The organism is Thalassolituus sp. UBA2590, assembly GCF_002339775.1.
Lineage (GTDB): Bacteria > Pseudomonadota > Gammaproteobacteria > Pseudomonadales > Oceanobacteraceae > Thalassolituus.
In genome coordinates this window covers 1-20,137 of sequence record NZ_DDKU01000179.1, presented here as the reverse complement: position 1 = coordinate 20,137, position 20,137 = coordinate 1, and the positions used below count along the sequence as shown (strand labels likewise).

15 protein-coding genes are annotated in these 20,137 nt (G+C 51.8%); 8 read left to right on the top strand and 7 right to left on the bottom strand.

Annotation, left to right across the window (positions count from 1 at the left end; translation table 11 throughout):
* Positions 1–13: 13 nt before the first annotated feature.
* Genes B2067_RS15520 through pyrC form a run of 3 tightly spaced genes read right to left on the bottom strand, consistent with a single transcriptional unit; the run spans position 14 to position 1,915 of the window.
* Positions 14–205: a YacL family protein gene (locus tag B2067_RS15520; RefSeq protein ID WP_301389034.1), complete on the bottom strand. Its 192-nt coding sequence runs from the start codon at positions 203–205 to the stop codon at positions 14–16.
* Positions 205–855, bottom strand: a complete 651-nt coding sequence (gene rnt / locus B2067_RS15515) for a ribonuclease T (RefSeq protein ID WP_297532301.1) — start codon at positions 853–855, stop codon at positions 205–207. The genes B2067_RS15520 and rnt overlap by 1 nt, the downstream gene beginning before the upstream one ends.
* Before the next feature lie 22 nt (positions 856–877).
* Complete coding sequence (gene pyrC, locus B2067_RS15510; protein ID WP_301389033.1) at positions 878–1,915, bottom strand: dihydroorotase; 1,038 nt, start codon at positions 1,913–1,915, stop codon at positions 878–880.
* 153 nt (positions 1,916–2,068) lie between these two features.
* Between pyrC and B2067_RS15505 the strand changes: the two genes are divergently transcribed.
* On the top strand, positions 2,069–3,028 hold the full coding sequence (locus B2067_RS15505; RefSeq protein WP_301389032.1) for a flagellar protein MotY: 960 nt from the start codon (positions 2,069–2,071) through the stop codon (positions 3,026–3,028).
* Here B2067_RS15505 and pbpC read toward each other — a convergent pair.
* Complete coding sequence (gene pbpC / locus B2067_RS15500) at positions 3,015–5,393, bottom strand: penicillin-binding protein 1C (protein ID WP_301389031.1); 2,379 nt, start codon at positions 5,391–5,393, stop codon at positions 3,015–3,017. The two genes, B2067_RS15505 and pbpC, sit on opposite strands and share 14 nt — an antisense overlap.
* Before the next feature lie 25 nt (positions 5,394–5,418).
* Positions 5,419–10,407: an alpha-2-macroglobulin family protein gene (locus B2067_RS15495; RefSeq protein ID WP_301389030.1), complete on the bottom strand. Its 4,989-nt coding sequence runs from the start codon at positions 10,405–10,407 to the stop codon at positions 5,419–5,421.
* A 244-nt stretch (positions 10,408–10,651) separates the two neighbouring features.
* On the opposite strand from B2067_RS15495, the gene B2067_RS15490 reads away from it, so the two are divergent.
* On the top strand, positions 10,652–11,869 hold the full coding sequence (locus B2067_RS15490) for an argininosuccinate synthase (RefSeq protein ID WP_301389029.1): 1,218 nt from the start codon (positions 10,652–10,654) through the stop codon (positions 11,867–11,869).
* A gap of 67 nt (positions 11,870–11,936) precedes the next feature.
* On the opposite strand, the gene B2067_RS15485 is transcribed toward B2067_RS15490, so the two are convergent.
* A complete protein-coding gene (locus tag B2067_RS15485; protein WP_301377576.1) occupies positions 11,937–12,143 on the bottom strand; it encodes a hypothetical protein in 207 nt (68 codons plus the stop codon).
* 137 nt (positions 12,144–12,280) lie between these two features.
* On the opposite strand from B2067_RS15485, the gene B2067_RS15480 reads away from it, so the two are divergent.
* The gene (locus B2067_RS15480; protein ID WP_301389028.1) at positions 12,281–12,595 is read left to right on the top strand and encodes a hypothetical protein; all 315 of its coding nucleotides are present in this window, start codon (positions 12,281–12,283) and stop codon (positions 12,593–12,595) included.
* Positions 12,596–12,668: 73 nt separating this feature from the next.
* On the top strand, positions 12,669–13,229 hold the full coding sequence (locus B2067_RS15475; protein ID WP_301389027.1) for a CBS domain-containing protein: 561 nt from the start codon (positions 12,669–12,671) through the stop codon (positions 13,227–13,229).
* A 52-nt stretch (positions 13,230–13,281) separates the two neighbouring features.
* Here B2067_RS15475 and B2067_RS15470 read toward each other — a convergent pair whose 3' ends face one another.
* Positions 13,282–14,169 carry a hypothetical protein gene (locus B2067_RS15470; protein ID WP_301389026.1) on the bottom strand — a complete coding sequence of 296 codons (888 nt, stop codon included), beginning with the start codon at positions 14,167–14,169 and terminating at the stop codon, positions 13,282–13,284.
* Between the two features lie 262 nt (positions 14,170–14,431).
* Between B2067_RS15470 and B2067_RS15465 the strand changes: the two genes are divergently transcribed.
* The 4 genes from B2067_RS15465 to B2067_RS15450 form a co-directional block, all read left to right on the top strand.
* Positions 14,432–15,913: an amidase gene (locus B2067_RS15465; RefSeq protein ID WP_414716546.1), complete on the top strand. Its 1,482-nt coding sequence runs from the start codon at positions 14,432–14,434 to the stop codon at positions 15,911–15,913.
* A 31-nt stretch (positions 15,914–15,944) separates the two neighbouring features.
* Positions 15,945–16,709, top strand: coding sequence for a sulfite exporter TauE/SafE family protein (locus B2067_RS15460; RefSeq protein ID WP_301389024.1), 765 nt, complete (start codon positions 15,945–15,947; stop codon positions 16,707–16,709).
* A 148-nt stretch (positions 16,710–16,857) separates the two neighbouring features.
* Complete coding sequence (locus tag B2067_RS15455) at positions 16,858–18,180, top strand: hypothetical protein (protein ID WP_301389023.1); 1,323 nt, start codon at positions 16,858–16,860, stop codon at positions 18,178–18,180.
* Positions 18,181–18,490: 310 nt separating this feature from the next.
* Positions 18,491–20,137: sensor histidine kinase (locus B2067_RS15450; RefSeq protein WP_301389022.1), on the top strand; the 1,647-nt coding region annotated here is incomplete at its 3' end.

The following is a 20,137-nucleotide window of genomic DNA, read 5'->3' as shown; positions in this document are numbered from 1 at the left end:
TCCATGAAAGTGGTTACAGATCAGTGGCAAGAAGCTTTTCGTTAAAGGTGCCACTTTCCAGATCGTTAATCAGATCGAGTAGGGCAAACGCCATGTCTCGCTTGGGAATGATCTCGGTGTTCAGCCATAGGGCAGTGACTTCCTGCCCCATGTCGAGACGAACAACCAGCTCACCCGATTCGTCGTAACAGAACTCGTGATCCATCAGGCGTCGTCTTCTGCTAACGGCCAGCCGCCAAGGTCTTTGTAGCGGTTAACGATGTAGCAGAACAGTTCGGCGGTTTTGAAGGTATCGTACGCCGCGCTGTGGGCTTCGTTGTTGTCGAACTCAATACCAGCGACCTTGCAGGATTTTGCCAGTACCGTCTGCCCCAACGCGATCGCTGCAATAGACGCAGTATCGAACGACGAGAATGGGTGAAACGGATCACGCTTGATGTCGTTGCGATCTATCGCTGCACGCAGAAAGCCGTGATCAAAGTGCGCGTTGTGACCGACGAGTACCGCTCGGTTACAGCCATAGTGCTTTATTTCACGGCGTACGGTCTGCAGCATAGGCGTGAGTGCATCAATTTCAAATTCAGCATCCCGTTCTGGATCGAATGGATCAATACCGGTGAAATCGAGTGCTTCCTGTTCGAGGTTTGCGCCATCGAATGGGTGGATATTTGCACTCAGCGTTTCGTTCGGGTGCAGGTAGCCATCGTCATCCATTTTCAGGGTAACCATAGCGATTTCGAGAAGGGCGTCGCTGTCGGCATTAAAACCACCGGTTTCCACATCGACTACCACGGGTAAAAACCCGCGGAAGCGTTGTGCCATCAACGACTTTTCCTGTTTCTCTTCAATTGTCATGTCGGTCCTTAGTTGTCCGGTGTCAGTAGTCGATTTTCCAGCGCAGGGTTTCGCCTGCACGAAGTGGAACGATGACATCGTCACCGAAAGGCAACTCATGTGGAGCCTGCCAGTCCTTTTTAATCAATGTAATTTCATCGGAGTTGCGTGGCAATCCATAAAAGTCGGGACCATAGTGGCTGGCGAAACCTTCAAGTTTATCCAGAGCGCCAAGGTCGTCGAAGATTTCTGCGTAGAGTTCGATCGCAGCATAGGCGGTGTAGCAACCCGCGCAGCCACAGGCACTTTCTTTTGCGCCCTTAGCGTGAGGCGCACTGTCCGTGCCCAGGAAAAATTTGCTGCTGCCACTGACGACGGCATCCTGCAATGCCTGCTGGTGGATGTTGCGTTTCAGAATAGGCAGGCAGTAGTAGTGCGGTTTGATGCCACCGACCAACATGTGATTGCGGTTATACGCCAGATGCTGAACGGTGATGGTCGCAGCAACATTGTCGCCCTGACTTTTCACAAATTCAGCAGCATCCTTTGTTGTGATGTGCTCAACGACCATATTCAGGTCAGGATTGCGACTGACGAGAGGCGACAGAATTTCATCCAGGAAGCGCTTCTCCCGATCGAAAATATCGACGTCACTGTGTGTCACTTCACCATGCACCAGTAACTTTATGTCGTGTTCGGTCAGAGCATCAGCCAGCTCGTCGAGCTTGCCCAGATCAGTAACACCGGAAGCTGAGTTCGTCGTCGCACCTGCTGGGTACAGCTTAACCGCCACGATATGGCCAGCTTCTGCAGCTTCTTTAATCATCTCCGGCGTAGTGTTGTCGGTAAGGTACAGCACCATCAGAGGATCGAAATTCAGACCCTGGGGTACCTTTGATATGATGCGCTGGCGGTATTCATGTGCTTGCTCAGCATTCATCACTGGTGGCTGCAGGTTTGGCATGATGATCGCCCGTTTCATGACCCGTGCGGTCGCCGGAACGGTGTACTGCAGGACAGGGCCATCGCGAAGGTGCAGGTGCCAGTCATCAGGGCGGGTAATTGTAAGACGATCAGTCATGGTCTCGACCTTGTTCTAAACTTAGGTGGGAAGATAAGAATGGCCGTTATTGTACCGGATTCCGACCGGCATTCTTAGAGCTGACATTCAACTTTTGGAGAATCGGGCCGATAACTTAACTATGAGTATGACTGACAAGCAGGTTCAACAACGGTGAGACGCCTGACGAAGATGTTGCTGGCATGCGGAGCCCTGATGCTTCCGGTGTTCGCTTTGGGGCAGACGATGAAGTTTTCGGGCGGGCCGGAGGATACGCTCTGGATGCTAAGCGGCAATGTTTTTGAGTGTCGCTTTGAACAACCGATACCCGGCTACGGTACGGCTGTTTTCCGGCAACGAGCGGGTGAAGATGTAACCTTTATGCTGGAAACCCGCCGTAACCTGATGTCGACAACGCCTGCACGAGTGAGCATTGCACCGCCACCCTGGCAGCCTTCGACGCGCTCAGAGCCCCTGGGTCTGGTACCGATGCAGAAAGCATCGCCGGTTCTGACATTGGATTTTGGCCGATCGAATCAGTTTATGCATGCCTTGCGTGAGGGACGGATGCCCACCGTCAGTCATGAAACCTACTACGACAGTGGTCGCTTTATTCAGGTGCAGGTATCAGCGGTCGAGTTTGAGAAGGCCTTTCAGGACTATATTCTGTGTTCGTCGCAGCTATTGGATGTGAATTTCGATCAGGTGGAGCGATCGAAGGTTCTGTTCAAAAGCGGACAGGAGGCTCTGGCTCAGGACGATCTGGACAACCTCGACCGCATTATTTACTACATCAAGAATGATCCACGGATCAGTGCTGTGTATCTGGATGGTCATACCGATAACATCGGGCGTCGCTATGATAACCGTCAAATTTCCAAGCGACGTGTCGAAGCTGTAGAGCGCTATTTTTTGGTGAAAGGTATCGCGCCTGAAATTATTACCACGCGTTTTCATGGCAGCCGCTATCCCGTCGCTAACAATGCGACTGCTAAGGGTAGGGCAGAGAACCGCCGCGTCACCATTCGTCTCGAAATGGATAAAGATATGCCGTTGCCGGATGACCTTGTGTTCAAGTTGCCGGAGGACGCCTCGGTACTGCCTTCGATCAATCGCTCGGTCAGTGGGCGTTAGCTTGAACCGGCTTCAGTTCAAATCTGAATAGAACCCGGGCCAACGTCCCCTGAGAGTCGATAACAATGACTTCCTGCTCTCCGGGCTCGGTGAGCTTGATTCTGAATAAGCCGGAATCGTCGGCATCGGAGTGGTACACGCCATTGAGATACAGAGCTTTGTTCCCCATCCCTCCCAGGGTATTCAGTAGCAGTTCCTGAGTCTTTTTAAAGCTGGCGGGCATCAGTGTCTGCCCGTCTTCTATACCAATAATACGAAGCGGCGCAGTAGCTAATGAGGGTGGTTGGCAACTGGAGCGACCTACTGGAAGTTGTTCTGAGCGTCTGAGGTGCGGCGCTATCCAGGGTTCCAGGTTACCGGGCCAGACAGCGAGTGTTCTGGTTTCATATCCGGTTTCGCCATTGAGGTCAGTGCAGTCCATACCTAGCATCTGCCCATGACTGTCCAGCCTGATTGTGAGAATACCCGGAGCGGTGCCGTCAGCATCCATATCGCGTAATGTCGGAGGTATCTGATCACGGATCAGAGTCGCGGTATGCGCCCGATGACAGTGGCCCGCCGGCGTTTCGCTGGCCAATTTTCCCGTTGGCCAGCATATGGTTTTGGTTGTCACATCCGCGGGTTGTGGAGGCCAGTCAGGGGAAGGGGCCAGGCGTTGCTGCAGGCGGAATAATAGTGGAAGAGCTGTGACGGCGCCGTATTGACCGGGGCTGGGCGTGCCGTCCGGGCGGCCAAACCAGACGACCATAGTGTATTGGGGCGTGACGCCCACCGCCCATGCATCACGGTAGCCGTAGCTGGTTCCAGTTTTCCAGGCCATCTGGGGGTGGCTACTCATCACTGCAGAACTACGAATGCGTCCCGGGCGAGGCTGGCGCAGCATGTTAAGAGTTACCCAGGAAGCTTCAGGGCTCAGTAGCCAGCGTTTATCCTGATGCGTCGCTTCGGGCTCGGGGGCCTGAGGGTTAATCAGCTTCAGGGGCTGTACCTCTCCGCCGTTTGCCAGACCTGAATACAGGGTCGCTAATTTCCAGGCGCTGAAACCACCACCTCCCAAAGCCAGTGCAAGACTGGGTTTTCCATCACCGGGAACAACATAGGGCGTTCCGGCATTTTCCAGTGATGCTGAGAAAGATGCCGGGCCCAACGCTTCAAGAACCTGTACTGCAGGTAAGTTGAGTGACTGCCGTAGCGCCGTGGTGGCGTCGACGGGCCCGCTGAACGAATGAGCGAAATTCTCTGGTTGATAGCTGCGTAGATGTCGCGGAACGTCCCGCAACAGGCTGGCACTGTGGATCAAACCCTGTTCCATGGCCAATCCATAAATAAAGGGTTTGAGCGTTGAACCGGGAGATCGTGTTGCCTGAATCATATCGACGTGGGCGAAGCGGCTGTTGTCGGTAAAGTCGGCGGAGCCGAGGTAGGCTTTCACGCTGCGTTCATGATTATCGACCAACAGAATTGCCGCGGATTGATGCTCAGGAAAACGCTGAATTTCTTCCGCCAGCAGTGCCTGTAATTCGTGTTGCAGTTCACCGTCCAGCGTTGTCTTGATGACTGCGTCATTGGGGTAATTGTCCACCAGTTGGCGACTTAACAGAGGCGCGAGCTGAGGTGTTGATAAAGGCAGAGCAATGATATTTTCAAGTTGAGCATAATGAAGTTGCTCCTGCGTGATCTGTCCTTGCAAAAAAAGACGCTGGAGAACTTTATCGCGGGCTGCTCTGGCTCGCTGCGGGTGACGATCGGGCCTCAGGCGGGAAGGCGCCTGGGGCAGCACCGCCAGCAAGGCGCTCTCAGCCAGACTCAGCTGGTCGGCGGATTTGCCAAGGTACATCTGGCTTGCCGCCGCGACCCCTTCAATCACGCCGCCCATGGGGGCGTAATTCAGATAAAGTGTGAGAATTTCTTCTTTGCTGTAATGCCACTCCAGCTGTAAAGCTCTGAGCATTTGCTTAAATTTTCCACCGATGCTGCGATCGTGTGGAGACAGTCTTCGTGCGACCTGCATTGTAATCGTTGAACCACCGGAGACGATGCAGTCACACTGAGCATTCTGGATGGCTGCTCTTACCAGAGAGATCGGGTTAATACCCGGGTGATAATAAAACCAGCGATCTTCGTAACTGAGTAAGGTATTCAGATAATCGGTTGATACCTTATCCGGGGAGGTCGGGTAGCGCCACACTCCATTTTTATCGGGAAAGGCTCGTAAGATCTGATTATTTCTGTCGGTTACGACCTGAGTAAAGCCCTCGCCTGACGTTGCCGGGTCGGGTATTGGGAACAGCAGATCAAGAAGTAACGGAACGCCAATAAAAACAGCAAGAAAGAGGGAGACCCTCTTTCTTGCAGATAAATACAAGGCGTTTTTCGCTCTTCTTAACATCCTAGCGCGGCTGAACGACCAGCTCCTCAATGGTGCTGCCAACGGCGCGAACCTCCGGGTCGTACATGTCTTCAAGGAGCGGATTCGGGACTTTGTAAGTGCCCGGTGTCACTGCCCGTGCGATGTAATACATGCGCGCAGGACGCGTACCATAGTAGCGGCTGCCTCCGGTGCGAAGCGCCGCGACATAGCGGTCATCACGGAACTCGTCGTGAACCACGCCTGCACTCTGTAGGTGGTGACCAATCTTCTCACCATCGATAATAATGTCGGACAGTTTTGTACTGTCGGGCAGGTTCTGGTTTTCGATCTCCAGACCCGCGGGAAGAAGGTCGACCATCAGCAGGTCAGGGCGATACTTTTTCGAGTAAACCAGCAGCTCAACAATAACCATGTCTCCGGTATCCATGGTTAAAGTATTATCCGTATCGATTTTCTCACCCTCCATGTTCCAGTAATTGCGGGTTACGCTGACATCGCCGGACGATTGTTTTTCCGGAGGCGTGGCCCCGTATCCTTGATAGGTCAGCGCCGCATAGAGATTTTTATCGCCGATATTGGTGAGGCTGAGGTCGGTAGCATCCTCTCCCCGTAATACTAGCCGTGTAGGCTCAGTGCCGGTCAGTGTCTGCTCTTTTCCAGCGCTGAGTAACATCAGGTTCCATTTGTCACCGGTATGTTTTTGCTGCTCGTCCGCCAGTTGAACAATGGCGATCTGTTCCTGTGTGCTCAGGTAGCGGCGACTGCGGATATCTTCAGCTACTTCGGACGTTAACTGAACAGGGCGGGCCTCATCGATATCGTATTTCCAGATCAGTCGGGCCTGTTGAGCTTTGTCGCGCAGTTCTGAGCCGTAATCACCGATGTATGGACGTATCGGCTGTTGTCTTTGAGATTGGTGGTAAAGCTCAGTTGCAAGGCGATTGTCTCCCTGTAGTTTTGCAGCGATTGCCAGATGCAACAGTGCCAGACCACCTGCATTCTCAGGCACGTAGGCCGCGGTCGTCCGGATATCCGCCAGTGACGCTATGTTGTGCTGCGCGAGAATAAAGTGTGCGAAGGCCTGATAGGTAAAGCGGTAAAGGTCGACGTCTTCGGCCCAGAGTTCGCGCAGCTGTGCCTTGTTACGCGAATATTCCCGAAGTCGAATCAATACTTTGCCCAAAACATCGTTATCAACCTGATAGCCCGCAGCCTGCACATCCGTCATAAACTGAGCAACGTAAGCCGCCAGCCAGTGCTGTTCGTCTGCATCTTCACGACGCCACAGACCAAACCCTCCATTTGGTTTCTGCCGTGTAGCGATACGGGCAAGGCCACTGGCTATGGCATTGGCTCGGGTTAAGTCACCGTCTATCGAGTCTTTCAGGCGCATGATCTGTTCGTCACTTGCATAGAGCCATGGATAGGTTGAGCTGGTGGTTTGTTCGACGCAACCGTATGGGTAACGCAGCAGACGAGCCATGCGCTCTTCAGCATTCAGGTTTTCGGAGCTGCTTGCAGACACCGCGGCAACAATCGAATCACTCAGCCAGCCCGAGGATACGTCAGAGTTCATTGTCAGTAATGCGCCCGTTTCGAGTACATCGTATTCGCGGAAGGTCTGGGCCGGATACGGATATCGACTCTGAAGTCCCCACTCACGATCAATCACTATTTTGCCCTGATGCCAGACCTCTGTACGGAAGACAATGCGCCCGGCACCTGTTGCGGTGAAGGGGAAGAGCAGTGTAGAGCGCTGTTGTTCCTGCAACGAAAGTGCTTGCGTCAGTGCGTCGGCCTGCACCGGCCCCGAGGCTGACAGAGTGACCTCGAAATCGCTGCCTGCACCTGTCATATTCGTGATATCCAGTGCAACGCTGGATGTATCCCCAGCGCCGATAAATCTGGGCAGAGATAACTGTGTTACAACTGGCGCGGCCACCGTCACTTCTTTATCCGAGCTGCCGACTCTGCTCTCATCAAAGGCCAATGCCATCAGGCGAATCTGACCATTGAAGTCGGGCATGGAGACAGGGATAACGGCCTGTCCGTTTTCTACGTTTACCATGCCACTGAACAGGGAGATGATCTGAACTTCGGAGCGTGCGAGGTCTCCACCGCGTGCAAGATCGGCATCGCCACCATAGCGGATTTCGCCATTACGGTTGTTGTTCAGATCGATCAGTTTCCCGTACATGTCTTTTGCATCGACCGAGAAGCGACGTGGTCCGAAGAAGAACTCGAAAGGCTCCGGTGTTTTAAAGCGGCTGATCGAAAGAATGCCGCTATCAACTGCTGCAAGTGTCACCCAGGCGCGGCTCACTGGTTTCTCCGATGATATGTCGAGTGTGACCTGCTCTGTTTTCGCGGGCAGCCATTTCTCTGGTGTCTGAATTTCAATGTTCAGTCGTTCAGATTCTCTGTTGAGCGGCAGGTGAATCAATCCAACCGAGCGTGTAGGGGTGATTCTTTGTTGAGCGTCAGAGGGCTGTAAGTGGATGACTGACACATAGATGTCATGGCGCTGCCAGTCTTTGCTGACTGGAATATCCACCCAGCCGCCTTCTGCAGGAATATCGGCTTCCGTACGGAAGAGTAACTGGTCAGCTTCAATCAGCACCAGCGAGCGGCCGGCTGCGGGTGGTGTGATTTTCAGACGTGCGTTGTCACCGGCATTGTAACTTTCTTTATCGAAAGCGAGGCTGACCTGGTCCGGGCGTACTGCCTGCTCCTGTGACTGCCAGTACCAGCGATGGCCAGCGTTAAAGTAAACGCGTGTACTCAGATTTGTATTGGTGTCGCGAATTTCGAGAAGGTATTCGCCCCACTGTACAGGTACCTGAACCGTCACCGGACCTTCACTATTGGTGGTTACTGGCAGACTCAGTTCGCGCACATTACGACGCTGCTCTTCGTAATGCCAGCCGCGGTTGTCGTCTCGCTTCCAGCGGGTTTCCAAAGTGATATTTGTCAGCGTCATCTCCAGTGATGTGCTGTCAACCAGTTCACCTTTGCTGTTGGTGCTGATCAGTTCAAAGCTGGCGGGTGCGTTGGTGTTCGCTCTGTCTGTAAACAGAGGGCGGATGCCGACGAGCTGCCCCTCTGGCACGATGTTTACGGTATGGGAGCGGACAACCGGGCGTCCGCCACTTTCAAAAAGACTGCCGGTGACTGTCAGGGCCAGTGGCACACGAGCGTCTTGCCACGTACTTGCGGGGTGCAGTGTCAGCTCGCCTTTATCGCTTAATCTTGTCTCTCGCGATGGCAGAGATTGAATCCAGTCGTCCTGCTTCGGATCTCCAAAATGAAATTCTGACCATTGCTGAAATGGATGTGCTGTCGGGCGTAAGTTGAAATCGGCTTCAAAATTATTGCCGGCTGCGGGAGCGCCATACAGGTAGCTGCCGAGCACATCAATTTTCAGCGGGTCTTGAGTACCGAAGACCCCGGATTTCTGATCTGGATTCCACTCCAGCTTCATGCGTTCTGGCATGAAGTCTTCGACCTGGAAGTTATACCGGTGGGTGCTGCCATTCGGTTCTGTGACGTTAAAGCTCCACTGGCCCGTTGGAGCATCGTCGGTCAGTACCGTAGAAAACTCATAGACACCGGGAACGGTATTGCGCCAGGTCACCCGGTCGCTGCGGGTTCCGTCAGGTCGGCGCAGGTAGTACGTCAGGAGGCTATCGGGCTGTGCCTTACCATCGGCATCACGATAGAGCCCGTTGATATATACAGTATCGCCGCCGCGATAGAGATCTCGCGGGCCGTACATGAATAGTTCGGTGCTACGGTAAGGGCGGGTGCCCGAGTCGAAATCCGACATATCCAGTGAGGCACTGTTGAGGTGCATGAGGGTAACCGCGTCATCGTCACGTGCGATCAGGACGGTGTTGTAAAAATCTTTGCGCGGATGCTCAACGTATCCTTTACTACCGCTCGAAAGCCTGGTCACTTTCGGCTCCTGGCTGCGATAGCCACTCATCACAGTGAGTTCAACGTTGGTTTTGCTGGCTCCTGAGTTGAGGTCTCTGGTGAAGATTCCTATGTTCTTTCTGTATTCGCGAATATGCAGGCCGATATCGCTGACGGTAAACCAGGTGGTCGACAGCTTGGACTTGAATTGACCCGGTATCGTCATGACCGCGAGGTAGACTGCTTGTTGTTTTAGGGCATCAATCGATGCCAGCGGCAGATTCACTTTGCGCAGACGGTTTCTGTCACTCGTCAGAGCGATACGGCCATCGTAAACAAAGTCAGAGAACTCGTTCATATCCTCAAGTCGATAGATGTGCTCAAGGGCGTCAGATGATTTCCAGAGCAGCATCTGTCGCAGGGCTTCATTGTCATTGCGAACCCGGAAGAAACTGACGTTAACTTCGCTGGCGTTCATAACGTTGACAGGAAGACCAACGCTCAGGTCGGTGGTCAGGTAGTGGCCGTCGCTGGCAAACGTGGCTGACGGTGGCGCTGGGGGTAAGGTCACGCTGGCGCTATCTCCCTCCTTCAGGACAGTGCCGTTACGTGCTTTTAGGCCTTTGCTAACCATCACCTTGTAGGTGCGCTCGGGCTCTGGATCCGCGAGGTAAAGGGTCAGGCCGTCATCAGAGAGAATCCAGGCGGGCGTTTCTCCGCTGATGTGTACGTAATTCTGAAAAGGCTGATTGCTGCTCAGCGGCGCTGAAAAGCGAATGCCTACCGTCATTCCACCGTCGTAACTGGTTTCGTTTACTGAGGCGATTGTCAGTGGGATATCAGCGTACATCGCATCGTTGATCGGGGGAGGCGTGCTGGCGCTCTGTGTTTCTTTAACAACAGATGTTTGTGACGGCGCGCTTTCGGTTTTAGTACTTTCTGAACCAGAGCTTGCGCCTTCCTCTGGTTGGCAGCCGGCCTGGAAGGTACTGAATACAGCAAGAGAAAGCAGAAAGGCGGTTGAGCGCGCAAGTGAAGCCTTGCGGTGCGAGCAACGGTGTTTGGCGAACGGCCTGGTAAATATCTTAAGCATCCCTGATCCCTTGTTATTGATCGAGCAGCCGGAAGGAGACTGCTATGACATCGCGATTCTCCGATTGTACTCATAATTCTTTTCAATCGTGAGATTTCTGGAGGCGTTACTTCGGCGGCCTGCTGGCGTTATTGCTCACAATCAGTACAATATGCCCCCTTGAATTTTTGCCCCGGCGCTGTCACCACCCTGTACCAAAGTACGGGCAGACAGGTAGAAGCGTCGTTTATCTCTGGAGAATCTCATGTCAGACATCAAGAAAGTCGTTCTGGCGTATTCCGGTGGTCTCGATACCTCCGTAATCGCAAAGTGGCTGCAAACTGAATATAACTGTGAAGTTGTCACCTTTACGGCTGACCTGGGTCAGGGTGAAGAAGTAGAACCAGCGCGCGCGAAAGCCGAAGCTCTGGGCATCAAAGAAATCTACATCGACGATCTGCGTGAAGAGTTTGCGCGCGACTTCGTTTTCCCGATGTTCCGTGCTAACACCATTTACGAAGGTGAGTACCTGCTGGGTACGTCTATCGCACGTCCTCTGATCTCTAAGCGTCTGATTGAAATTGCAAACGAAACTGGCGCTGACGCCATCGCACACGGTGCGACTGGTAAAGGTAATGACCAGGTACGTTTCGAGCTGGGTGCCTACGCACTGAAGCCGGGCGTTAAAGTGATCGCTCCATGGCGTGAGTGGGATCTGAACTCCCGTGAAAAGCTGATGGCGTACTGTGATGAGCACAACATTCTTGTAGAGAAGAAGAAAGGCAAGAAGTCTCCTTACTCTATGGATGCCAACCTGCTGCACATCTCTTACGAAGGCGACCTGATCGAAGATCCATGGGCAGAGCCAGAAGAAGATATGTGGCTGTGGTCTGTATCGCCTGAGAATGCGCCAGACGAAGCAACTTACCTGAACATCACCTTCAAGAACGGTGACCCGGTGGCTATCGATGGTGTCGACAAGTCTCCTGCGACCATCATGGAAGAGCTGAACAAGCTGGCCGGTGCGAACGGTATTGGCCGTGTCGACATCGTTGAGAACCGTTACGTAGGTATGAAGGCTCGTGGCTGTTACGAAACTCCGGCAGGTACTGTTTTGCTGAAAGCACACCGTGCGATCGAATCTATCACTCTGGACCGTGAAGCGGCTCACCTGAAAGATTCTCTGATGCCTAAGTACGCTGAGTTAATCTACAACGGTTACTGGTGGTCGCCAGAGCGTAAGATGCTGCAGGCTGCCATCGACGAGACTCAGTCTGTTGTAAACGGTGAAGTTCGCCTGAAACTGTATAAAGGCAATGTGATTGTGGTTGGCCGTAAGTCTGAAGACTCACTGTTTGACGAAGCGATCGCTACCTTCGAAGACGATGCAGGTGCGTACGATCAGAAAGACGCGGAAGGCTTTATTAAGCTGAACGCTTTGCGCCTGCGCACGGCTGCTAAGAAAGGTCGCGACCTGCTGTAAGCTTTTTGCAGTAAGAAACGTCCGGAAAAGAGAGGCGCTCATTGAGCGCCCTTTTTGTGTCTGTCAATCAGTGATCCGCGACCATATTCATAAACCATGAAATCACCAGTTCAACCCGGTACGGACGTTGATCTGACTTTAACGATGAAATATAGATATCGTTGAGCAGAGGTTCGCTGTTTGCCTGCTCAAAAACGACCAGTCTCCCATCGTCGATGTGCTGCTGGACCCCATCGGGTATCTTCAGATCCGGCTGTGGGTGGCTGTATGGCAAGACATACAGGGAATTCGCTGGGAGTGGTTGATGCCGTCATGGGCAGATTCCTTTCTATTCGTTGACGGAAACTTACTGGTACAAACCAGATCTCAGGCATATATTGAAATCAGTCTTTTGAGTATTTAGGAGGTTGTATGCACTTTTCGCTAGTACCCGCGTTGCTGCTACTTCTGAATATCTCTCTTCCCGTTTCCGCTCTACCTTCCATAGATGGTGCTAAGAACTCCGGCATAGCGGATGCCGGCTCTGCTGCCCTGGTTGTAGAAAACCTTGCTGAAGCACTGCTGAGCGCATGTGATAACGGCGCAGATGACGACGAAAAGTCGGCACTTTCAAGCCGCAAGCTATCGGGTGTTATCCTGCCTTCACAGGACGTTCCTTATATTGTCTCAGCGGCAGTTCCCTCTGTAGTTCGGTATTCCTCTATACGGGCTCCCCCTTCGCTCTGATTCTTCAGACTATTCAATCAAATATTCAAGAATCAGTACTGCACGATAAGTTGCAGTGCGAGGAGATCGTATTATGAAAAAATTGACCCTGTATCCTGTCCAGAAAATTGATGAGTTGGTTCAGCCCGCAGATTTTAAAGAGAAAACTCTGCTCAGCCCGGCGATGGATTTCTTTACTGATTTCCGTGACGTTGAGCCTTTGGTTATTGAAGGACCTGTTCCCGCGCCTGAAGCGCGGAGTCTGATGATCCGGACACACGTCAGGTTGAAGATCGTGGTTGATGCCGCCGGACATTTTGCGGGGGTGGTATCTGCAGCCGATCTGTCGGAGCAAAATATTATTGCTGAAGCAGCTGGTTCAGGCGTCCCTCGTGATGAAGTGCCGGTCAGTGATCTGATGACCAGAAAACAGGATCTACTGGCGTTAAATATTCATGAGGTAAGTTCATCAACGATTGGTGATGTGATTGACTTTCTTCAGGATAACTATCAGCAACATTGCCTGGTGATAGATGAGGACACCCACCAGATTCGGGGTGTTTTTTCGGCCAGTGATATTTCACGTAAGTTGAGGCTGCCGGTGAATATTCAGGAGCAATCCAGCTTCAGTAAAGTCTTCTCTGCAGTATCGTGAGAGTGAAGGCTGTCCGGGATATTTACTACGGGCAGTCCTCTGATCCATTAAATTATTCTGATCCCGCCAGCGGGAGCCTGGCGGTTGTGTGTGGTCGTACAGGTAACCCCAGATACTTTTTCAGAACGTCATCGAACTTATTCCAATAATAGGCTTCACCGCCAACCGGAACCAACCAGGCAGCAACGGCTCTGCGATATGACCGACTTTTGACGATATCGGGCAGGGCTTTGTTTATGGCCTGAATAGCTTTCTTACCCTCAGATGAGTTCGTGCAGCCGACCGCCCCCAGAATAAAGCTGCCACGGGTTTCGGCAATAGGGAGGAAGCGTAGTTGGTCAGCGTCTTCGTCAGAGCCCGCATAGTGATTCAGAACAAACTCGTAGTCGATCACGAAGTCAAAGCGCCCCTGGCTCAGCATGGTGAGAATGCCCTTTGTCTCGGTCGAGCCTGCTCGTGTATTGATTTCGATATTGTGTCGATATCGGCGCAGTATGTCGTCCAGTTTTTCGCCGTAAGTGCGGCCGCTTATGTGCCCCATACTGGTCTTCTGCTCGCTGATTACGGATTCTAACGACACGCTGCCATCGTCCTGCACTGATAAGCTCTCAGCGAATGCATTGGTGGTGATGATACCGTGGGGTAGGTACATGGCATTGGGCACTGAGAGCAAGTAGTCATCGCTCAGTGGTGCCTCATGAATCATGGTCGCGAAGCACAATGGATCGTATGACTTCCAGCTTGACGACAAGCGACTCAGCGGCACATGAAGAGTGTTATGTCGGTAATTATCCAAAGCACCTTCAATCAGCGTTTGCAATTGATCACCAAAGCCTTGCTGGCCATCTGATCTGATGATGTAGAAAGGGGGCGCGTCGTTTTTTACCCAATTCAGATTCTCGGGGGCTGATTCTTCAGCATGAACGACAAAACAAAACATCCATATCAGCACGGTAACCGTGCATTTGACTAGGTGTTGCGACAACTTCCGTCTCATAGACCCCACTCACCAGACTTCTGCATCCTTTCAACTGAGGGTATGCCGGTTCACAAACCAGGTCAATCCTCACTGATGCACGGCACATTTGCACATTGGCAGTCATGATTGTGTCCGGTAACCTGAGACGCTTTCCTGATTCAAAACCAGAAGTTGCTAGTAATAGAAGTCGCTAAAAATAATACCGCTAACAATAATATAGGGGATGACTGTGTCTAAAGAGTGGGCTTTCTGCGGCATCGCAGAACTTCAGGCAGCGCTGGCTGCTGGAGAGGTTACCAGCCGTGGGTTGGTAGAATACTTCCGTGATCGCATTGAGAAGCTGAACCCAGAACTGAACGCCGTCGTGGCAACGAACTTTGATGATGCATTATCCCGTGCTGATGCTGCCGATGAAGCGAGAGCAAAAGGCGAGTCATGGGGCCCTCTGCATGGTATCCCAATGACGATCAAAGATACCTTCGAAGTTGTCGGCATGCCTTGTACTGCGGGCTCCCGCTCTCTAGCTAAACATATACCAGCGGAAAATGCGTTTACCGTACAACGACTTGTCGACGCGGGTGCCATTCCTTTTGGTAAAACTAATGTTCCTTTGTTTGCGGGTGATCTGCAGAGCTTCAATAAGGTCTACGGCACCACAAATAACCCCCATGATACCAGTCGCACGCCGGGCGGCTCGTCCGGTGGTGCAGCCGCTGCGCTTGCTGCAGGGCTCACCCCGATTGAGTTAGGGTCTGACCTCGCGGGCTCTATCCGCACACCATCTCACTTCTGCGGAACCTACGGCCATAAACCGACGCATGGCATTATCGCTAGCCGCGGTCATATTCCAGGCCCACCGGGGATGCTTCTTGAACCGGACCTGTCGACACCGGGGCCGATGACGCGTCATGCTGATGACCTGGATGTCATGCTCGATATTCTGGCAGCACCGGGTCCATTAATGGGAGATTCCTGGTCACTGACACTGCCCGAAGCGCCTGAGAAAGATCTGAGTGGCTATAAGGTGCTCTTATGGACTCAGGATTCATTGAGCCCGATTGATGATGAGTTGCAGGCAGCCTACACAGCGTTGGCTGCACACCTGAAGTCTCAAGGTGTAGACGTCACGACCGGAGCGCCAGAAGGGATGTCGCTGGAGACCTTTGTCCCAACCTATATGAACCTGCTTGGTTCGGTACTCAGTGGAACCCTGAAGCCTGCTCAGCGCCGGGTAACGGCCGTGATAGGCAAGCTTGCCGGAATATTCGGTGCGAAGCTTAAACTCAGTGCTCATATCGATAAACTGCTGAAAGGGATGACACAGGTTCATGCTGACTGGCTGCAACAGCACGAAACGCGTCTGCGAATTGCACAGAAAGCCGATAAGCTATTTGACCAGTACGATGTGATACTGACTCCTGTGGTTCATGTGCCTGCGTTCAAGCATCAACCAAAGCCCGCAATGCACAAGCGCAAACTTCATGTAAACGGTATGCCTGGTCCTTACACGGATATCTTTATGTGGATTGCTCCGGCAACACTAATGGGGTTACCCGCGACGAGTGCACCTGTGGGCTCAACAAAGAACGGCCTGCCGGTGAACGTGCAGATCCTTGGCCGCAAATATCACGATAAAACGACGATTAAATTTGCGTCTCTGTTAGAGAAATCATTCCGCGGTTTTGTTAAACCAGAAGGGTACTGACTTCTGTCTCAAGTGAACTCTGTGAGGGTACATGCTCGAACTGATACCTGACGGCCTGACCCTGACAGAGGCCCTGATACTTTTTGCTGCGTCATTCCTTGGCTCCTTTATAACGGCGGCTTTGGGAGTGGGTGGGGGCGCCTTTCTGATTACCGTGATGGCAAGCATCGTGCCGCCCATAGCTCTGGTGCCAGTGCACGGTGTGGTGCAACTGGGATCAAATGCGTCGCGCGCGTTCCTTTCCCGCCAGTACCTTGATCGCCCGCGTCTGTTCTGGTTTGTCGCGGGCGCCATTATCGCTGTCGCCGGTGGTGTCTGGCTGGTCGGGCGCCTCGATGCCCAATTGATTCCTCTGTTTATCGCTTTGTTTGTTCTCTGGATTACCTGGCTACCGATGCCAAAAATTGGTCTTGGCCGGACACGTGTCGGTTTAGCGATCGGGGGCTTTATTACGACATTGGCGAGTTTTCTGGTCGGTGCCTCGGGCCCACTTGTCTCGGCCTGGCTGAGCAAAGATGCTCACAATAAGTGGCATTACACTGCGCTTTTCTCCACCGCGATGAGCATTCAGCATCTGCTTAAAATCATCGTATTCGGCGCTATCGGCTTCGCGTTCTCTGCCTGGATTCCGGTTATGGCGGGCATGATTGTTTTAGGTTATTTGGGGACAAAGTCAGGGCTTAAACTGCTCGGCAAACTGCCCGAAGCGCGTTTCAGACTGCTGTACCGCTGGTTTCTTAGTTTGCTGGCTGTGCGCTTGTTAGTTGCGTGGTGGTTGTCGCTTTCAGTAAGCTGACCTGACGGTCAGTAAAAGGTAAATAAGGCCTGAATGGCCGTTATCAGCAGCCTTCCCAAACTCTTTTCACCCAAACGGGTGAAGAAAGCCCGAATACCCTTCTGGTCTACTTCTTTCGTTGACAAAAATTAACGTTCGGGAGAGCAGAATGGAACTGAATAAATTAACACTGGCGGTACTTGCCGCGACTTCTATGACTCTGGTTGGCTGTGGTGGCGGTTCGTCATCTTCCAGTGATGATGAAACCGGTGACGACATCGTTACGCCTGATCCTCTTGCGGTGTATACCGATACAGCATGGTCTTTAGGTGCGGATGAGTTGGTTGGCCTTACCTACCCTCAGAGTGCGACAAACGGTGACATGGTTGCGCTTAAGCGTTCGACCGGCTCCGACGACAGCATCTCCCATACCTTGATGGTAGCGCCTGCAGCAACAAAAGAATTTGCAGATGTTGAGGGCGTAGCACTCGAAAAAGACTACTACCGTGATGTTCTGGCGTTGCCTGTGTCTGGTACCGTCGAGGGCGAAGAAATCGACACTGTTCTGATTGCGACTTGCGGATACGAAGAAGCCAGCGTAATTGAAGGTGGAGAAGCCCTTGATGGCGGCGAGGGCGGCGGAGCCAGCGCTCAAGCGGTTGCCATTGAAGAAGAAACTCAGACTCCAGCAAGCCTTGAGATCTATCTGGCCGGTACAGACATCAGCGCAGATCTCGACATTAACGATGAGACCGAGGGTAACTTCTTTCTGGTTGACTGCCATTCGCTCGGCGGCCTATCGGCTTCTGATCTGAGTAGCAAAGGCACTGATGCCTATGAAATTGATTTCTTCATTACTGGTAGGGACAGCACTGGTGAAGTCGCAGTTTTTGAAGCCAGCCTGATTTACGATTATGAGAACAATGAAGTAACTGAAAGTGACTTTACTGTGTTGGATACTGACGCTGGTATTATTGTGACGGCAGTTGAAGAAGATCCTGAAGATGATTTTCTGGTTGCCATGACTGTTGAGGACAATACCTATCTTTTGAGTGCGCTGGAATCGGAAGGCATTGAACTTAATAATGACGGTAATCCATTTACATCTGATACTGAAAATGGGGTAGTTATCCTGGACCTGGTATACAGCGGCGAAAGCTTACTTGCTGTTTCAGCAGATGCCGGTCTTGCCGGTGCGGACTTCAATGGAGGTGAGTACGTATTGCTGAGCGGTGGTGATTTCACCCGATGCGTTGATCAGCTGGCTGTAAACGGCACAACGGTGTGGTGCCACGACTCTACTGACGAAGGCAAGCTGATTGAGTTTACGGCACCAACAGTACCGCAGTCTGACGTTGTCGAGGAAACTCCGGAAGAGTCTCCAGTGAGAGCAGTGTCTCTTGCTGCCTCTTCTTACAAAGCAAGTAAAGAAGAAGCCGAGCAGATTAAGGCGGAACTCGAAGGCGCTGGTGCTGAAGTCGAAGTGAAATAATCACTGGTATTACTCATTCTTACCACACTCTTTTAGCCCTCTTTTCAGGGGGCTTTTTTGTCCTTTGATAAAGGTCAAGCTATGAATCTTAAGTTTCATATTTCACCTGTTTAGGTGAAGTAGTCACCAGAGTAGTCGTTTACTATTGATTCGTGCTTGAAGGTATACTCGTTAGAGCATTTGGAAGCTGAGGGTAATGCAGATCGCCCAGTGCCAGTGTCTGAACAATGATCAGGGGTATAATCCGGTAATAGAATCATGTAGGCCTCTTCGGGTGTCAGAAGCAAAGTGATGTTAAGGAGTAATCGCGTTGGCAGGACTTCTAAAGAAACTTAAAAATGAGTTTCTCCCTCCTATAAGTGAACACCCGTTGGCGGAAGACCTGCAGTGGGAAAGGCACAACCTTTTTATGGCGGAAGTCGGTTCCCGGATGGTTGGGTCGGTCATTGTGGCCTGTATTGTTGGCTTGATGTTTTATTCATCGGCGACAGCTAATGCGCTCCTCACCTGGTTCTCTGGTATTCTTTTTGTTGCCATTAACTCTTGGGTACTGATACGTTGGCATTATCGCTCAGACCATGAAAATCGTTCTTTAAGTTACGTCCGAACCTGGCATTGGGTAAACCTCTATCTCTCTGTGATATGGGGAATATTCTGGGCGCTGACCCCGTTTTTATTCTTTCCTGATGCCAGTCAGATTCAGATACTTTCTTTGCTGCTACTTGTGGTAGTTGCCTCATCGATGCCATCAGTCACGATGGGATGTTACCCTGATATTTATATTACATTTCTTACCCCTGTTTTTTTCAGTTTCAGTTGGCATCTTCTATCCGTGGACTTTGGTGGTGAAATACTGCCACTTATAATCGCGCCACTTACCTGGATGATGCTGGTATTGTTCAGTATCGTGATTCATCGAACCCACATGGAGTCCATCATCTTACGCCTGGAGCATCGTAACGCACAGGAATTAGCAGATGAGCGGACAGCTGCGAAAACACGTTTTATTGCCGTCGCCAGTCACGACCTTCGACAGCCAGTACAGGCAGCGCGCTTGTATGCTGAAGCCATGCTCTCGAACCCTGAAATGCGCAATCAGGAAACGTCGGAAAAGCTGGTAAGAAGCTTATCTTCTGCAAGTCATCTGCTGGACAGACTGCTGGATATCTCAAAGCTTGATGCCGGTGTGCTCGAAGTTAATCTCCAGACGGTTCGCGTTCAGAAAGTATTGAATGAAATATCGGCCGTTCACTCTGTACATGCGATGGAGAAAGGAATTCACCTGCGTGTTCAGGGTGAACAATGTTTTGTTTCTGCAGACAAAAGCATTCTGATTGAAATCCTCGATAATGTGATTGGCAATGCTGTACGTTATACCGAGCAGGGTGAAATTACGGTATCTGCGCATGCCTCCGGTGGTAGCGTTTGCCTCACTGTGACGGATACAGGCTTGGGAATTCCCAAATCAAAGCAAGCCATTGTATTTGAGGAATTCGTACAGCTGGAATCTGGTCCGGAAACGGTCACCGGCAATGCTGGTATGGGGCTTGGTCTTCCGATTGTTAAGCGCTTATGTGAATTACACGCCATTCCTTTCGAATTCGAGTCTGATGTAGGGCAGGGCACATCTTTCCGCTTCTACTTACCTCGTGCATTGGAAGAGAGTGGGGATTACACAGATAACATTACGATCAAAGAGCAGGCACCTTTACGTATACTGTTGATTGATGATGAACCTCAGATCACAGATTCTTTATCGATGATCCTGGTCGCCGCGGGTCATGATGTTGAGGTTGCGCATAACATGCAACAGCTTCAGCAGATCCTGATAACTGGACGTTTTATCCCCCAACTGGTTCTCTCGGATGACCGACTGCCTGGAAATCTTACTTCCGGTGACATCATTGAAGAGGTTAACTCTCACCAGGGCAGACTGATCTGCTACCACTTTCGTGGA

What these genes read in the sequence shown, in the direction of transcription:
- B2067_RS15520 (WP_301389034.1), bottom strand. Translation starts at nt 205, where the DNA reads ATGGATCACGAGTTCTGTTACGACGAATCGGGTGAGCTGGTTGTTCGT.
- rnt (WP_297532301.1), bottom strand. Translation starts at nt 855, where the DNA reads ATGACAATTGAAGAGAAACAGGAAAAGTCGTTGATGGCACAACGCTTC.
- pyrC (WP_301389033.1), bottom strand. Translation starts at nt 1,915, where the DNA reads ATGACTGATCGTCTTACAATTACCCGCCCTGATGACTGGCACCTGCAC.
- B2067_RS15495 (WP_301389030.1), bottom strand. Translation starts at nt 10,407, where the DNA reads ATGCTTAAGATATTTACCAGGCCGTTCGCCAAACACCGTTGCTCGCAC.
- B2067_RS15490 (WP_301389029.1), top strand. Translation starts at nt 10,652, where the DNA reads ATGTCAGACATCAAGAAAGTCGTTCTGGCGTATTCCGGTGGTCTCGAT.
- B2067_RS15480 (WP_301389028.1), top strand. Translation starts at nt 12,281, where the DNA reads ATGCACTTTTCGCTAGTACCCGCGTTGCTGCTACTTCTGAATATCTCT.
- B2067_RS15475 (WP_301389027.1), top strand. Translation starts at nt 12,669, where the DNA reads ATGAAAAAATTGACCCTGTATCCTGTCCAGAAAATTGATGAGTTGGTT.
- B2067_RS15470 (WP_301389026.1), bottom strand. Translation starts at nt 14,169, where the DNA reads ATGTTTTGTTTTGTCGTTCATGCTGAAGAATCAGCCCCCGAGAATCTG.
- B2067_RS15465 (WP_414716546.1), top strand. Translation starts at nt 14,432, where the DNA reads ATGACTGTGTCTAAAGAGTGGGCTTTCTGCGGCATCGCAGAACTTCAG.
- B2067_RS15460 (WP_301389024.1), top strand. Translation starts at nt 15,945, where the DNA reads ATGCTCGAACTGATACCTGACGGCCTGACCCTGACAGAGGCCCTGATA.
- B2067_RS15455 (WP_301389023.1), top strand. Translation starts at nt 16,858, where the DNA reads ATGGAACTGAATAAATTAACACTGGCGGTACTTGCCGCGACTTCTATG.